The sequence below is a fragment of the Nitrospirota bacterium genome, from assembly GCA_030684575.1.
In the GTDB taxonomy this organism is placed as follows: domain Bacteria; phylum Nitrospirota; class Nitrospiria; order Nitrospirales; family Nitrospiraceae; genus Palsa-1315.
On the sequence record JAUXVD010000001.1, the window covers coordinates 45,390 to 61,984 of the forward strand.

Below are 16,595 nucleotides of genomic sequence, written 5' to 3' on the forward strand. Positions count from 1 at the left end.
GGCTCCCTCCTCTCTTATTGAATCCTGGTTTCAGCAGGCCTCCCTCGCCGGAACGACCCGCGGCAATTCCCTGGGCTCAAGACAGGCGACGGTATAGGGACTCGCGAGCCAATACAGACCACCGACGAACAGCCCGCCGCCGACGATGTTTCCCAATACGACGTAGAACTGGTTGTACCAATAGCCTGTCCAACTGACGGCGTCCCCATGGGGGAGAAACAACGCCATGCCGAGAAACGATTGATTGGCAACGCTATGCTCGAATCCGGTCCCGATAAACGCGAACAGGCACCAGAAGATCAGCATGATCTTGGCCGCATCATTCGTCGTTCGCCCGGAGGTCCAGACCGCCAGGCAGACGAGCCAGTTACACAAAAGACCCCGAAAGAACAGCTCCCACGCCGGCAGCGACATCTTCATGGCCGCCACGTTTCCGATCAGGTCGGCCTGCGGTCCCTTGGACAGGACACCCGATTGGACGACCAGCCAGGCCAGCACCAGCGAGCCGATGAGATTACCGACCCAGGACCATACGTTGAGCTTCGCCACTTGGGTCCAGGTAAGACTACGCGACAGCCCGCCAATCACTCCGGTCATGTTATTCCCGGTGAACAATTCCGATCCGGCAAAGATCACCAATGTCAGAGCAACCCCGAAGGACACACCCATCACCAGCTTGACCATCGGCGATCCGACCGCGGCTAGCGGCCCGCCGAGGCTGAATATCAATGCGATGCCGAATCCCACGTAGACACCTGCCAGGGCCGACAATATGAGATACCGTGGCAGCGAGACCTCCAGGAATCGATGTTTCTTCGCCGCCAACGATGCAATCCTCTCGTGATCCGTCGTATACATCGAGGTCTCCTTTGTCCTTACGTTCAAAAAGCACAACGGCGTCCGTCTTCCCGTAAAGGAGACGGACGCCGTTGTCCGCTTCGCATCGCTCTCTGTCGTTACAAGGCAGGAACGCCTTTGTTCCCGCATCCGATCATCCGTTCTTCAGCCAAACCTAGAAAGTCTTATATTCGAGCCACTTCCCGTTCAGCGTAATCTTGCACCGGGCTTCGCCCTGGCTACCTGTCACCTTTTCCATGTCGAGCGTGAAGTCGATCGCGCTCATGATGCCGTCGCCGAACATCTCGTTCGCCTGCTCACGCATCGAGTCCCCGTAGACCCCGATGATCTCCAGCAAACGATACTTGAACGGATCCGTCGTATTCGGAAAATCGCCTCGCACCGGGAACTTGCTCAAGGATGCGGTCAGCTCCGCATCCAGGCCCAGGAGATCGCCGACTTTCTTCGCGTCATCAGCCGGCAACTTGTGGGTCCCCTGCAAGACCGCTGCGACGAAGGTGGGATTTCTTCCGACCGCTTTGGCCACCTCAGCGATCGTCACCTTCTTCTCCATCCGCTTGGCTTTAATCGCGTCTTTCGCCTTCTTCGCTTCCATCGCATGTTCCTCCTTGGTTATTGCACGCCTCAACACAGATCCGCCGCTCCCGCATCAGAACCTCACAACGAGCGGCGCGACCCCCGCAGTCTCTTCCGCTGCGCCACCCACGGCTGCCGCGCCGTGCGAGGCGTGGCGGACCAGAAAATGAATGACATGGTTCCTGATCTTGTAATAGTGCGGATGCTCGATGACCGAATCTCTCGTCCTGGGGCGAGGGATCGTGACATCTACAATCTCCGCCACGCGCGACGAGGGCCCGTTCGTCATGAGCATGATGCGGTCGGACAAGAGAATCGCCTCGTCCACGTCGTGCGTGACCATGAAGACCGTGTTGCGCGTGGCGTTCCACATCTGGACCAATTCCTCCTGAATGACGCCCCTGGTCAGCGCATCGATCTGCGCGAAGGGCTCATCGAGCAACAGAACCTTGGGCTCAATTGAAAAGGCCCTGGCAAGACCGACTCGCTGTTTCATGCCTCCCGATAGGGCGATCGGCCGCTTATTCTCTGCTCCCGTCAGGCCGACCAACGCAATGTACTTATGCACATGCGCGACCACCTGATCATGGCTCCAATCCGGATAGGCCGATCGCACCGCGAGGGCGATGTTCTCGAACACGGTCATCCAGGGCATGAGGGCGAAATTCTGGAAGACGACCATCCGATCCAATCCGGGACCGGACACCTCGCGTCCATTCAAGATCACTCCGCCTTCCGACAGGGTTTCCAACCCGGCGATGATATTGAGCAGGGTGCTCTTGCCACATCCCGAATGGCCGATCACCGTGACGAACTCGCCCTTGTCGACTTTCAAGGTCACGTCTTTGAAGATACACACGTCTCCGCCTCCGGCATGGCCGGGGAAAAACTTGCTCACATGATCGACGACAAGAAATGACATGGGTTACTCCTGATAGGTTACGAGACCGGCGAGTTTGTTGAATCCTGAGTCTAAAATCATGCCGACAACTCCGATAACTAAGATGGCGAAGATGACTCCCGCGATGTCGAGATTGTTCCACTCGATCCAACTCAGATACCCGACGCCCAACTCACCCAGCAGCATCTCTGCCGGCACCACGGCCACCAATGCGCTCCCGAACGAAATTCTCAAGCCGTTCACGATAGTCGGGGCTGCCCCGGGCAAAATCACCCGGTAGAGCCGCTTGAACCAGGAGAGCTGCAGAATGGCCGCAACGTGCAGGTATTCTTTCTTGAGTGAACTGACTCCGAACGCCGTCGTCGCCAGAGTCGGCCAGACGGCTGCCATGAACACGACCAGCACGGCGGTCGCTTTGGGATCCTTGACCGTGTATAGCAGCAACGGCATCCAGGCCAACGGCGAAATCGGCTTCAGGATTTGGATGAACGGGTTGACGGCTCGGAACAGGACTCGATTCAACCCCAAGAAGATGCCCAACAGGATCGCCACGACCGAAGCGGCGAGGAATCCTGCCGCAAATCTCGAAACGGTATACAGAACCAGATAGGCGATTCCGTAATCGTTGGTTCCCTTGATGACGAACGCCTCGGCCAATTCAGTCCTCGCCTTCTCCACCACTCCAAGGGGACCTGGCACACCCTTCATCTTCTCAGGGTTCCAGACGTAGCCTCCCGATCCGGCTCGAACGATGTCTCCGTTGAACTCCATCATCTGTAGTTGTTCGTCCGTCTTGCCCTTCGCGTCAAAAGACGACCGCAGCGTCAGCAAATGCCACCCGCCGAGAAAAACCACGAGGATAAACACCGAAATCATCCACGGGCTGCCATTTCCATTTGTTTTCATAGTTCCAGGCCTTTTCGACTATTACGCCATACTGTGGATTTTGAAACTACGAACATAGGCATCCGGTTGGCTCGCATCGAACTCCCGGCCCATGATCGTATGTTTGGCCATCGTCCCTTGATGCGTTTGATAGCCCAACTCTTTCGCGATCCGGTCGCAGTCGGCCGCCAGATAGACCTGCTCGGCCACGGACTTGTAATTGACCTCGCCCTTTAAATGACCCCACCGTTTCATTTGGGTCATGATCCAAATCGCCATCGAGTGCCAGGGAAAGGGATCGAAATCGATACGGCTCGGATCCTTCTTAATTGCGCCCAATCCGTCCGCGTAGGTTCCCGTCAGTACCTGTTCCAAAACCGTCACCGGCTGATTCAAATAATTCGTCGGTGCAATCGCCGCGGCAATCTCCTTCCGATGAGCCGGGTTCGACGCGTAGTGGGTGGCATCCACGATGGACCGGAAGAGGGCCAGGAACGTATTCGGATACTGCGTGGCGAAATCCTTAGAAATCGCGAACCCGCAACAGGGATGCTTATCCCAGATTTCCTTGGAAAGCTTGAAGATGAACCCTGCGTTTTCGTAGACGGCCCGTTGGTTGAACGGATCGGGGGCCAGATATCCATCGACATTACCAGCCTTCAGATTGGCCACCATCTCCGGTGGCGGCACGACACGGATTTGCACATCTCTGTCAGGATGCACGCCGCCCTCTGCCAAGTAATAGCGCAGAAGATAGTTATGCATCGAGTAATCGAACGGCACACAAAAGCGAAATCCCTTCATGTCGGCGGCAGTTTTCACGCCCTTGTGTTTGTTATGGAGCGTGATAGCTTGCCCATTAATATTTTCAATCGCCGGCATGTAAAACGGCACCGGAACCGATCCCACGCCGAGCGTGATGGCTAATGGCATGGGCGACAGCATATGCGCCGCATCGACATCTTTATTAATGGCCCAATCCCGCACCATGGCCCAGCCGGCTGCACGTTTGACCTTGGCATTCAGGCCATGCTTGCTATAGAACCCCAGCGGCTCCGCCATGATAATCGGCGTGGCACAGGTGATGGGAATAAAGGCGATGTTGAGATCCGTCTTTTCAGGTTTCCCGACCGGATCGGCCGCGAATGCGACGAACTCTTTCAACGGGAGCAATTCAGCGACAAGCGCCATGAGCGCTGCGCTTCCCATGGATGCGAGAAACCTCCGTCGTGATGGAACGGCGGCGTGGATGACCGCCGATGCTACAGCTTGCTCGACGTTGCGCTCAAAATACTCGTCGGAGGATTCGCCCTTCACGACAGCCACTGCGGGATTCGCTGTCATCGTCCGCTTACTGGCCCCATCTCCTTCGCTCATGACCGCCTCCTTCTGTGTGTTTCGGCAACTGTCTGTTTACCGAGCCCCAAGATCCGATCCCTGAACATGCCTAAAATAAAAAACGCCCGCCTCCCAGTCGTGAGAGACGGACGCCATTGTCCGCATTGATAGGTCTGCACAGGCCTATCCACTGTGTACGGTGGCACCGATCTCCGATTGATCTGTGCCGAAAACAAAACGGCGTCCGCCACTCTTTCCAGAATGACGGACGCCGTTGTCCGTGTGCCGTATATCGAGAGCCTTACCGAGGCGCCATTGCCTCGAATCCGCTCATAAGGGAGATATGTATCATGCCTCCCCGACCAGGTCAACCCATACCTAAGATGGGCCCTGTACTCTAGACGTCGTAATAGAGGTAGAACTCATACGGATGCGGACGCAACCGCATGGTATCGACTTCCTTGGTCCGCTTGTACCCGATCCAGGCTTCGATCAGGTCCTTGCTGAAGACCCCGCCTTTGAGCAGGAACTCGTGGTCCTTCTCAAGGTTGTTCAACGCTTCGTCGAGGCTGCCCGGCATGGTGCGAATCTTCGCCGCGGCCTTCGCCTCGAGATCGTAGAGATCCTGCTCTGCCGGTTCACCAGGGTTGATCTTATTCTGGATGCCGTCCAACCCGGCCATGAGCATGGCAGAGAAGGCGAGATAGGGATTCGCGGCCGGGTCTGGGAACCGCACCTCGATCCGCTTTGCCTTGGGGCTCGGGGAGTACATGGGAATGCGGATGCCGGCCGACCGGTTCCGGCTGGAATAGGCCAACAACACCGGAGCTTCGAACCCTGGCGTCAAGCGCTTGTAGGAGTTCGTCGTCGGATTGGTAAAGGCGGCCAGCGCCGGCGCATGTTTTAGAATCCCGCCGATGTAGTGCAGGCACATCTGCGACACGCCCGCATATTCCTTTCCTGCGAACAGGGGCTTGCCGTCCTTCCAGATGCTCTGGTGGCTATGCATGCCCGATCCGTTATCGCCGAAGATCGGCTTCGGCATGAAGGTCGCGGTCTTGCCATGTCGGCGAGCCACGTTCTTCACGATGTACTTGTACATCATCATCTTGTCTGCCGTTTTGACCAGCGAATCGAAGCGGATATCGATTTCCGCCTGACCGGCCGTGGCGACTTCGTGGTGATGCTTCTCGATCTGGATGCCGGCTTTCTCCATCTCCAGAATCATCTCGCTGCGGATATCCTGTTGCGTATCGGTCGGGGCAACGGGGAAATAGCCTTCCTTCTGGCGGATCTTGCCGCCCAGGTTATGGCCTTCCTGTCCCATGTTCCAGACGCCTTCTTCGGAATCGATGAAGTAGTAGCCGCTGTGGCCATTCTGATCGTACCGGGCTTGATCGAAAATGAAGAACTCGGCTTCGGGCCCCCAATAGGAGGTATCGCCGATCTTCGTGCTCTGGAGGTATTTCTCCGCCTTCTGGGCGACATAACGCGGATCGCGATCGTAGGTCTCGCGCGTGATCGGATCGACCACGTTGCCGATGAGGCTCAGCGTCGGGACTGCACAGAACGGATCGAGACAGGCCGTCGACGGATCCGGCACGACCAACATGTCGCTGTTATTGATGGCCTTCCAGCCGCGAATGGAGGAGCCGTCCAGTCCGGACCCGTCCTTGAAGAGGTCTTCCGTCAATTCATTCGTCGGAATACTGAAATGCTGCCAGGTCCCGATAAGATCGACGAACTTCAAGTCGACGATCTGGACTTTATGTTTCTTCACATACTCCAACACTTCCCGTACGTTCATCCCCTTCTCCTTTCAAATGACCCTGAATGAGACTGCGCCGCCTTTGCTAGGCCGCTTTCGCCTCGAGAAAATTCTCGATGGCCGTTTCGACTCCCGTTCGTAACCGCTCTAATTGCCCCTGGTCCTCCAGCTTCTTCCCCTGCTGATCGGCGACGTAGAACACGTCGGCCACCTGATCCAGGCGCGTCGAAATGCGCGCGGCATGGATGGATAACCCAAGCTGAAAAATGGTGTTCGTGATCACATACAACAGACCCTGGCGGTCATCGGCAAATACATCGATGATCGTATAGGCGTCCGACGTTTCATTGTCGACCCGCACCTCCGTCGCGTCAGGAGCTTTCGGCAGCGATCTCGTCAGCTTCAAACGCGCGCCCCGTCGCAGCACATCATCGACATGCTCCCACCCCTTGAGGACCGACGCGACCCGATCGCCCACCGTCCTGAGCCGCTCGACCGGAGGTGCGCCCTGATAGTCGGGGTCCATCACCTGAAACGTATCAACGACAATCCCGTCGGCTCTGGTGAGAATCTGCGCATCGAGAATCTGCACCCCGCTGCCTGCCATCACTCCGGCAATCTTCGAAAAGATCCCGGGCGTCACATCGTTATGGGCCACAACCGTATATTCGCAAATCCCCAGCTCCCCGTTGAACTCCGTCTCCACCAGCACGTCACCGACATGTAGCCGCCGCACGGCCGCCAAATGCGCCGCGATACGGGCCGTCGTCGTGCCGTAGATATACCGCTCGGGGAATTGACGCAGTTGCTGTTCGACCCAGGCCAAGGTCCCATCGGCCTGCCCTGCCATCAAGGGGTGTCGGCTTATCTCCTCCGCAATCTGGCGGACCCGTTCTGGCGCCACGACGCCGTTCCGTTCTCCGGAGACCTCGGACATCGTGCGCTGATAGAGCTCGATCAGGAGCGATTCTTTCCACTTGGTCAAGACCCCGGGACCGACGGCGGCGATATCCGCTGCCGTGAGTACCAAGAGCTTCTTCAGGACTTCGGGCGTCCCGACGTCACGGGCAAACGGCAGCACCACCTTCACGTCGTTCGGATCTCGCCGAAACGCCGTGTGAGCCATGAGTAAATGTTTCTGTACGAGGAATCCAAGGGTGCGCTTGTCCTGTTCGTCGAATCCGAGCCGAACGGCCGCCTCTTCAACTAATCGCTTCCCCGCTTCACTGTGATCTTCTTCCTGACCTTTGCCAAGATCATGGAACAACACCGCGAGGTGGAGCAGATCTTTTCGCTTAATACTGCGATAGACATCCCCCATCACCCCCTGATCCTGCGCAAGGTCTTCCGCCCGCGTCACGGCAAGCAGGCTGTGTTCGTCGACCGTGTACTTGTGATACTGATTGAACTGCATGAGGCCACGCACTCGTTTCATCGCGGGAACCAACTTTTCCAGCACAGAGGCGCGATGCATGGCCTCCAGCGTCTTGGCGGTGCCAGGCCCCGAAAGAATCGCGAGAAAGGTACGATTCACCTCCGGCGTCCGATAGGCCTCCGCCGAAACCGAATCGACATGGCGGTGGATGTCTTCGAGTAATGGCGGCACGATGGTCAGACGTTGCGATCGCGCGACATTGAACAGGCGGAGGAGCAACGCCGGGCTTTCCAATACCTTGGCGCGAGATTCATCCGCAACCGTCAACACCCCGCCCCGGACCACGAAGTATTCATCGACGCGGGGCGCCGGCAAGAACCGCGCGATTCGACGCCAAAACGGCACGCTCCGACAGCGCTCGACAAACCGCATACAGCGTTCGTGCAAGCCCGTCGTAAGCCGGTAATATTGCTGCATGAACTGTTCGACGGCCAACAAATGCGGCTGGTCCTTGAACCCGAAATGTTGAGCCAGCCAGATCTGCTCATCGAACGACAAAATCTCCTGAGCCGTGCCGGCATGGACATGGAGGAGGGCCCGGACCCGCCACAAGAAATCCCGTGCCTCTGTGAGGGCGATGAAATCGGTCCTGGAAAGAATGCCGCGATCGGACAATTCACGGATCGTCGGCGCCTGATAGCGCGCCATGCCGGCCCACTGCAACAGATGTAAATCGCGAAGACCGCCGGTGCTTTTCTTGACATTCGGCTCCAGCAAATACACGGTCTCGCCGAACTTCTGATACTCCCGCCGGCGCTCTTCCAGTTTCTGATCCAAGTAGGTATCCGGATTCTTGGCCACGACTTTCCGCATAAACCGGCTGTGAAACTGCTCAAATAACTCTGGGCTTCCCGCAAGAAACCGGGACTCCATCATCGAGGTCTTCACGGTCGCATCGGCCTCAGCCAGCTCGATACAGTCGGCAATCGTCCGCACGCTATGCCCAACCTGAAATCCAGAATCCCACAAGGGATGCAAGACGGCACGCACCAGTGTCTCGACCTGTGCCTTCGCCTCGGGGAGGAACAAAAACATGAGATCGACATCCGAATGGGGCGCCAGCTCACGGCGGCCGTATCCGCCCAAGGCGATGACGCAACATTGGCGAAGACCCGCGTTCGCCAGCACGTCACCGCCATGCCGAACCGCCTCGCGATACCGCCCGAGGATCAATCCATCGACGAGCTCGGTCATGGCGGCGAGAGTCTCCGCGCCCGAGGCACCGCCCATGACGCGCTCACCGATGATACGGCGCTGCTCGGCCAGAAAGAGGCCAAGCTGCGCCGCATCGCCATCCTGCACCATCAGGTCGCCCACGTCTTGTTTGGCACCCATCGTCACAGAGCCGTCTCTCCGGTTTCACCCGTCCTGATACGCACCGCGGCCACCAAGTCGCGCACGAAAATCTTGCCGTCTCCGATGCTGCCGGTCTTGGCCGCCCGGGTTATCGTCTCGATCACACGCGGCATCTGTGCGTCTGTAACGGCCACCTCGATTTTCACCTTCGGCACGAACTCGATCGTATATTCCTGACCACGGTAGGTTTCCTTGTGCCCCTTCTGGCGGCCGAATCCTTTGACTTCCGAGACCGTCATGCCCTGCACACCCATTTCGAGCAAGGCATCCTTCACTTCATCCAACTTGAACGGCTTGACGATGGCTTCAATCATTTTCATGTCGCTGCCTCCTTACCTGGCTGACCCGAGGACGCTGATCATTCATCGTCACGAGGATCGCCGGCATGATTGCATGGTCAATACTGTCATGGTCTGTTTATGAATAGGCCCGCTCGTTGTGCTGACTGAGGTCCAATCCCGTCGATTCGTCTTCCGGAGCGACCCGCAGCCCAACCGCTGCATCAACGACTTTCAAGATCAACCAGGTCCCGATCACGGAAAACAGCGCCACCGCTGCGACCATGATCGCCTGAATCCAGAGTTGCCCGGCATTCCCGAACAAGAGCCCATCTGCCCCGGCGGCATTGATGGCCTTGGAGGCGAAGACACCCGTCGCGAGGATGCCGAAGACACCGCCCACGCCGTGAATTCCCACGACATCGAGCGAGTCATCATAGCCCATCCTCCCCTTCCACACAACGGCGAAATAGCACAGAATCCCAGCAAAAACACCAATTATGATCGCGGAGAACGGTCCGATATACCCGGAGGCCGGAGTCACGGTGGCCAGACCGGCTACCGCGCCACTGGCCAGACCCAGGACGGTCGGTCTTCCACGATGCGCCCACTCCACCCCCATCCAGACCAACGCCCCCGCCGCCGCCGCCGCATGGGTCGCCAGGAAGGTACTCCCGGCCAGCCCATTCGCACCCAACGCACTGCCTGCGTTGAATCCGAACCAGCCGAACCAGAGAAGACCGGTCCCCAGCAACGTGAAGGGAAGGTTATGTGGAGCCATATAATCGGCTCCATGCCCTTTCCGTTTACCCAACACGATGGCACAGACCAACGCACTTACCCCGGAGCTGATATGCACCACTGCGCCTCCGGCGAAATCTAACGCACCCATTTTCCCCAACCATCCGCCGCCCCAGATCCAATGGGCCACCGGCGTGTAAATCACCAGGGACCACAAGGCCGCAAACAGCAGCAGCGCGGAAAACTTCATCCGCTCAGCCACCGCCCCCGTAATCAAGGCCGGCGTAATGGCGGCAAACATGAGCTGGAACAACATGAACACTTGGTGAGGAATCGTAGGGCCATATACGGGATGGGGCTCGCTTCCCACCCCGCTCAACCCTACCCATTCAAGGCCCCCGATGAGTCCGCCCTTGTCGGGGCCGAACGCCAGGCTATAGCCAACAAGAATCCAGAGGAGGCTGACCAGACAGAGAATGACGATACTCTGCATGATCGTTCCCAGGACGTTTTTGCTCCGAACAAGTCCTCCATAGAACAGCGCCAATCCCGGCATCGTCATCGCCAGCACCAGCGCCGTGGAGGTGAGGACCCAGGCCGTGTCCCCCGTATCGATCTTCAGCACAGGAGTTGCAGCGACAGCTTGCGCCGATGCGGCCGCTGTATCCTGCGCCGCGACAGACCCTGTGAAGCCCGCCAAGGTTCCCAGTATCACGACCGCGATGGTCAGACCTATGACACTGAGCGCCCCTTGGCGCCCATGCTTGCGAATGTCGATTCGTGCAGGGTCAATCACCATCGTCCTCCTTGTCTTCGGTCACCCGTTGCCTTACGAATAGGCCCGTTCATCATGTTGACTGAGATCGAGGCCCTTTCGCTCATCTTCTTCACTTACACGCAACCCGATCATTCCATCGACCAACTTCAGAATCACGAAGGTTCCGACAAATGCAAACAGGATCGAGATCAATACGGCCATCGCTTGGATACCCAACTGTGCCGGATTGCCATAAAACAGACCGTCTGCGCCTGCGGCATTGACCGCCTTCGACGCGAAGAGGCCGGTTGCCAGCGCACCCCAAACACCTCCGACTCCATGAATGCCGACCACATCGAGGGCGTCATCATAGCCCAACTTGGTCTTCCACAACACCGCTAAGTAACAGAGGACTCCCGCCACGAGCCCGATCACGATCGACGCTACCGGACCGACGAATCCGGAGGCCGGCGTGATCGCGACTAATCCTGCGACCGCGCCGCTCGCGGCACCCAGCACCGTCGGTTTGCCTCGATACATCCACTCAACGACCATCCAGGCCAAGGCCGCAGCGGCAGCCGCCGTATTGGTGACGACAAAGGCACTGACCGCTAACGCTCCGGAGGCCACGGCGCTGCCCGCGTTAAACCCGAACCACCCGAACCAGAGCAAGGAAGCCCCCAAGACCGTCATCGGCAAATTATGCGGGACCATATGCTCCCTGCCGTAACCCAACCGCTTCTTCAGCACGAGGGCACAGGCCAAGGCTGCAGCTCCGGAACTGATGTGGACAACTGTTCCACCGGCGAAGTCCAAGGCTCCAAGGTTTCGGACCCAGCCCCCGACCGCCCACACCCAATGGGCCAAGGGATCGTAGATGAAGGTGGCCCACAGCAGGACAAACACCAGAAAGGCGCTGAACTTCATCCGTTCGGCCACCGCCCCCGTGATAAGCGCGGGCGTGATGACCGCAAACATCATCTGAAAAATCATGAAGGCTTGATGCGGGATCGTCGCCGCATAATCGGAGTTGGGCTCCAGCCCAACTCCGTTGAGCCCAACCCATTCGAGCCCACCGATCAGGTGCCCTTTATCCGGCCCGAAGGCCAAACTGTAGCCCCACAAGACCCACTGGATGCTGATCAGACAGAGGATCACAAAACTCTGCATGATCGTTCCCAGTGCATTTTTCGAACGCACCATGCCTCCATAAAACAGCGCGAGGCCCGGCGCCGTCATCGCGAGCACCAGCGCCGTGGAGACCAAGACCCAGGTGGTGTCTCCGGTATCGATCTTCGGCGCGGCTGGCACGGCCGCCGCTTCCGGAGCTGCGACAACCGGAGCCGTGGGAGGCGGCGCCCCCGCGTCTTGTGCATAGAGACCCGTCGTCCCCACCAAGATGGCGCAGGCTAGGACGGGAAGCATCGATGTCATGATACGAAGATATCGGTTCATGATGAGTTCCTTTCCTCTCCTGTTTAGAACAGGTAAATGACTTGGAATGACAGGGTTTCTTGGTTATTCGTCCGATCATTGCCGTTGAGAAACACACTCTTATTCGACTTGTCATACCGGAACTCCGTCCTCGCAATCAGCGACGGGAAGGGTTTGTACTGCATCGTAAATGTCGTGTCCCAGAGGGTTTGATCGATCCCGCCGCCGCCGACAAGGCCACCGGTCCCCGAGGGCTGAGCCGCACAGGTATTCCATCCACCTGGAACACCGGTAAAGCCCCCGACCGTCCCCGCCACAGATCCCGTACAGGTTCGCGCACCGCCGGCATCCTCGAAGATCTCGCCTCTGATCCTGGCACTCCATTGGTCATCGAAGTCGTGGATCAAATAGGCTCCCAACCCATTCCACCGGGCATTTTTCCCCGCTTGCCCGGCGACCAGATTCGCGTTCGCCTCATTGGCATAATACGGTTCCAGAATAATCGTATCTTGACTCGTCGCCTTGAGCGTAATGATCGAGCCTGCGACCGTTCGCTTCGCACTCGCGTTGGCTCCCACTCCCCCAGCAACAACACCGCCCGCAGTATTGGATTGCTCCGGTCCGACAGACCCGTAGAAACTCACCCCAACCCGCTCGTGCGGAGTCAGCGCGACGAGCCACTCGACGGTCTTGCCCTTGTTGTTATCGTCGATATTGTCCCACCCATTGACCACGCCAACCGATGCCGTGACCAACGGATTGAACGTATAGGTGAACCGAATCCCGGTCGTCGTGAACGCTTGCCCCAGTCCGAACATGAAGGTACGGGAGAAATTCGGGTTCTCGAAACTGTTGATGACCTCATAGCCGATCAAGGTATTCATCTTTCCTGCTTGAACCTTCAGGCCGTTGCCAACCGGGAGAATATACTCCGCGTACAACTCTTGAAAATCCATTTCATCGCTGGCCACGCCCGGTTGATAGTTAGTCCGGGCGCGCGTCACACGGGCATCGGACCCAAAATTCAGGCGCGCTCGAAAACCCGCCCGATCCATGCCGCTGCCGCCCGCATCTGCCGGTCGCTCCAACATGATTTGGGCCAGGTGCGGCATGAACGAACTGGCGTTCGTGTCGAAGACGTGGAGTTGATTGAGGTTGGTACTTGGATTGTTGAAGTTGTGAGTATAGGCCACATCCAGGAACCCGGAGGCCTTAAAGCCCAAGGTCTTCCAGAGAGAGGGCGCATCCGACTTCTTCTCCAGCGCCTCCAACCGCTCCTGCACCGTCGGCGTTGGCGGCGGCGGGGCCACTTGGGCCGATACAGAATTGCTGCCGAGCAGCGAGACCAGCGCACACATTCCTACTCCAATAAGATTCCGTACTGACATGCTGACTCCTTCCTCGTCTGATTTGGTGATTTCATTGCTCACTTTCCCAAACGCTCTCACCCCGACGACGTCGTCGCCACGCACGCCATTGTGCGCAACCTCCAGCCCCTCCAGGCCCATTCGATTCTCAGCTCCACATCGATCCCCACCGGCCAACATATACGTCTCGTTTCTCATAGTCCCTGCCACTCCGCCTGCTCGCATGCAGCCAAAAAAAAACGCCCTCTAGCCCGTTGGGGCCGGAGGACGCCATTGTCCATGCCGTACTATCTTGAGGCCGGTGGGAAACGCCATTGTTCCCCTGTCCGATGGGGACTCTTGTAACATGCTCCCGGAAAATCTGTCAACGCCTTTGCACGTCTTATACGAAAGAGGGGAATGGCGAATCTCCCGAAACTGGCACCCTCAGTGGACGACCGCACGCCCTCTCCAACCTGGCGATGGTCAGCCATCTATGCTAGATTTGTCCATCTATGGCTCTCTCATCCCCCTCTTCGAGACTCAGTTGCCTTCCCAAGACATTGTTATTACTCGCGCTAGCCTGCTTGAGCAGCACAGCCTGTAGCGCAACCAGCCAGACAGGTCGAGTTCTTTCTGAGGATCCCCGAGGAACCGTATCCCTTCAGGCGCTATCCGATCGGTCGATTCAGGCCAGTCACCCGATCCATCTGGAGCCAGCCCTCATCGCCAAAATCTTGAGCGGAATGCAGGTCCAGGAACAGCAGAGAGGACTCCAAGACCTACTGGCAGGATCGGCTTCTCCTGTCCCGGTTTTTTCGCCGGAAGAAGTTCAGTTCCTCACTCCTAGAATTGCCAAAGCCTTGACCACTGCGGGAACGGGAGAGGCCGTGTCATTTCAGGTCACAAGTCCTCGCCAAGGCATGGGGCGATTGGAGCACTCCGTTACAGAGACGACAGCCGGCTCTCTCTATGCCTATGGCCTCTCGCTCTATGTGACAATCTCGCAATACCGATATGCACCAGGCCAGCCTCACATCAACGACCCAGCCCACCGGCGCCTACCAGATCCCTCTGGCCTCTCGAACCGAGCCCTGCTCTTCACACCGAGCGCGGCCCAACGGTCTGATAGTTTTTCCCGCCCAACAGGGGGAAGCTCATCCGACAGGTTTCTCGCCATCGATTATCAACTGCTGCAACATACATCGCCACCAATGGCAGCTATTGAACAAACTGTGCCTTTGGTCCAACAAGAAGCTATGTCGAATCGAGAGTCCCTCGCAGGAGCCAAACGATCGGAGAGCCAGTCGGACGCTCTCGCTCAGCGCGAAGCAGAGATCCATACGTTGAAGGATCTCGTCATCAAGAAAGACTTGGAGTTGGAAGTTCTCAGGAAGGAACTGCTATCGGTTCGGAAACAACTCGACAGCCAGAAGCGAAACCCCGCACGCTCCTCAAAGCCACAACACATAGCCCCGTAACCAGCATATCCCGACCTATCGATTACGATAGCCGTTCGTAATCGGCATCCGCCGGTCCTTCCCCAAGGCCCGCTGTGTGATCTTGATGCCGATCGGCGCCTGCCGACGCTTGTACTCGCTGCCGTCCACCATCGCCATCACACGTGCCACCGTCGCGCGGTCGTACCCCGCAACGACGATTTCTTCGAGAGACCGGTCCTCTTCCACATAGGCCTGCAGAATGGGATCGAGGACCTCATAGGGCGGCAACGAATCTGCATCCTTCTGGTCCAGCCTCAACTCGGCGGTCGGGGGCCGGCTTAACGTCCGTTTGGGAATGACCGGGGCCGAGCCTCTGAGATTGCGGAGCCGCGCCAGGTCGTATACCATCGTCTTGGGGACATCTTTGATCACGGCAAATCCTCCGGCCATATCGCCGTACAACGTGGCATACCCGACACTCATCTCGCTCTTGTTGCCCGTGGTGAGCACCAGATGGCCGAACTTATTGGAGAAGGCCATGAGGAGATTGCCCCGAATGCGGGCTTGGAGATTCTCTTCCGTCGTATCGGGCGCCCGCCCCTCAAACGTCGTCGCAAGCGTATTCCGGTACGTATCGAACAGCTGCGTGATAGGAAGGGTCCGGACAGAGATCCCGAGTCGTGCGCCCAACGCTGCGACATCTTCATAACTATCTTGCGAGGTATAGGGCGAAGGCATGAACAGACCCCAGACGTTCTCGGCGCCGAGTGCATCGACGGCAAGCACGGCGGTCAATGCCGAGTCCACTCCCCCGCTCAAGCCGATCACAGCTCTGGCGAATCCGTTCTTCCTCACGTAGTCTCGTACCCCCAACGTCAGTGCCAGATAGACCTCATCCAGCGGGTCCAGGATTGCCACCATATCGGGAACCGCACGCACCCGAGTCTTTGAAAGGGCGGGAAGCGAGGCGCTGCACATCTCTACCGCAGCGGCCACCTGTTTCGGCAAAACTTTTTTCCTCCCCTGAGTACGCCGCTCTCGCGCGACCGCCTCCATATTGAGGTCGGCGACGATCAAATCTTCCTCAAACGCTTTCCCCCGCGCGATAACCTCTCCCCGGTGATCGAGGATCACACTATTCCCGTCGAACACCAGTTCATCTTGCCCGCCGACGATATTGGTGTAGGTGAGCACCACCCCGTTTTCCCGCGCGCGGGTCGCCAGCATCTGCTCGCGGACCCGGCTCTTGCCAAGATGAAACGGCGACGCATTGATATTCACGATCACCTCGGCGCCCGCCGCAGCCTGAAAACGAGTGGGCCCTTCCGGCAACCAGACCTCTTCGCAAATATTGACCCCGACCACCGTGCCGCGCAGGCGAATGAGCGGCAGCCTCCTGCCAGGATAGAAATACCGGCTCTCGTCGAACACCCCGTAGTTCGGCAAGTACCATTTACAATAGGTGGTGACGAGTGTCTGG

At 58.0% G+C, this 16,595-nt stretch carries 13 protein-coding genes; 1 reads left to right on the forward strand and 12 read right to left on the reverse strand.

What is annotated here, in order from left to right:
• Positions 1-30 precede the first annotated feature (30 nt).
• The 11 genes from Q8N00_00230 to Q8N00_00280 form a co-directional block, all read right to left on the reverse strand.
• Positions 31-858, reverse strand: a complete 828-nt coding sequence (locus Q8N00_00230) for a formate/nitrite transporter family protein (GenBank protein ID MDP2381208.1) — start codon at positions 856-858, stop codon at positions 31-33.
• A gap of 154 nt (positions 859-1,012) precedes the next feature.
• Positions 1,013-1,453 carry a cyanase gene (cynS, locus tag Q8N00_00235; protein MDP2381209.1) on the reverse strand — a complete coding sequence of 147 codons (441 nt, stop codon included), beginning with the start codon at positions 1,451-1,453 and terminating at the stop codon, positions 1,013-1,015.
• Positions 1,454-1,507: 54 nt separating this feature from the next.
• Positions 1,508-2,356, reverse strand: coding sequence for a nitrate ABC transporter ATP-binding protein (locus Q8N00_00240; GenBank protein MDP2381210.1), 849 nt, complete (start codon positions 2,354-2,356; stop codon positions 1,508-1,510).
• 3 nt (positions 2,357-2,359) lie between these two features.
• Entirely contained in the window at positions 2,360-3,241 is an 882-nt protein-coding gene (locus Q8N00_00245) for an ABC transporter permease subunit (protein MDP2381211.1), read from the reverse strand.
• A gap of 21 nt (positions 3,242-3,262) precedes the next feature.
• Positions 3,263-4,564 (reverse strand): CmpA/NrtA family ABC transporter substrate-binding protein, encoded by a 1,302-nt coding sequence (locus Q8N00_00250; protein ID MDP2381212.1) that lies wholly within the window; start codon positions 4,562-4,564, stop codon positions 3,263-3,265.
• 391 nt (positions 4,565-4,955) lie between these two features.
• Positions 4,956-6,365: a type I glutamate--ammonia ligase gene (gene glnA, locus Q8N00_00255; protein MDP2381213.1), complete on the reverse strand. Its 1,410-nt coding sequence runs from the start codon at positions 6,363-6,365 to the stop codon at positions 4,956-4,958.
• Between the two features lie 46 nt (positions 6,366-6,411).
• Positions 6,412-9,096 carry a [protein-PII] uridylyltransferase gene (gene glnD / locus Q8N00_00260; protein MDP2381214.1) on the reverse strand — a complete coding sequence of 895 codons (2,685 nt, stop codon included), beginning with the start codon at positions 9,094-9,096 and terminating at the stop codon, positions 6,412-6,414.
• Between the two features lie 2 nt (positions 9,097-9,098).
• Entirely contained in the window at positions 9,099-9,437 is a 339-nt protein-coding gene (locus Q8N00_00265) for a P-II family nitrogen regulator (GenBank protein MDP2381215.1), read from the reverse strand.
• Between the two features lie 97 nt (positions 9,438-9,534).
• Positions 9,535-10,935: an ammonium transporter gene (locus Q8N00_00270; protein MDP2381216.1), complete on the reverse strand. Its 1,401-nt coding sequence runs from the start codon at positions 10,933-10,935 to the stop codon at positions 9,535-9,537.
• A 30-nt stretch (positions 10,936-10,965) separates the two neighbouring features.
• Positions 10,966-12,348, reverse strand: a complete 1,383-nt coding sequence (locus Q8N00_00275; GenBank protein MDP2381217.1) for an ammonium transporter — start codon at positions 12,346-12,348, stop codon at positions 10,966-10,968.
• A 23-nt stretch (positions 12,349-12,371) separates the two neighbouring features.
• Entirely contained in the window at positions 12,372-13,892 is a 1,521-nt protein-coding gene (locus tag Q8N00_00280) for an outer membrane beta-barrel protein (GenBank protein MDP2381218.1), read from the reverse strand.
• Between the two features lie 296 nt (positions 13,893-14,188).
• Here Q8N00_00280 and Q8N00_00285 point away from each other — a divergent pair, with 296 nt between their 5' ends.
• The gene (locus tag Q8N00_00285) at positions 14,189-15,154 is read left to right on the forward strand and encodes a hypothetical protein (protein MDP2381219.1); all 966 of its coding nucleotides are present in this window, start codon (positions 14,189-14,191) and stop codon (positions 15,152-15,154) included.
• A gap of 15 nt (positions 15,155-15,169) precedes the next feature.
• On the opposite strand, the gene Q8N00_00290 is transcribed toward Q8N00_00285, so the two are convergent.
• Positions 15,170-16,595: NAD+ synthase (locus Q8N00_00290; GenBank protein ID MDP2381220.1), on the reverse strand; the 1,426-nt coding region annotated here is incomplete at its 5' end.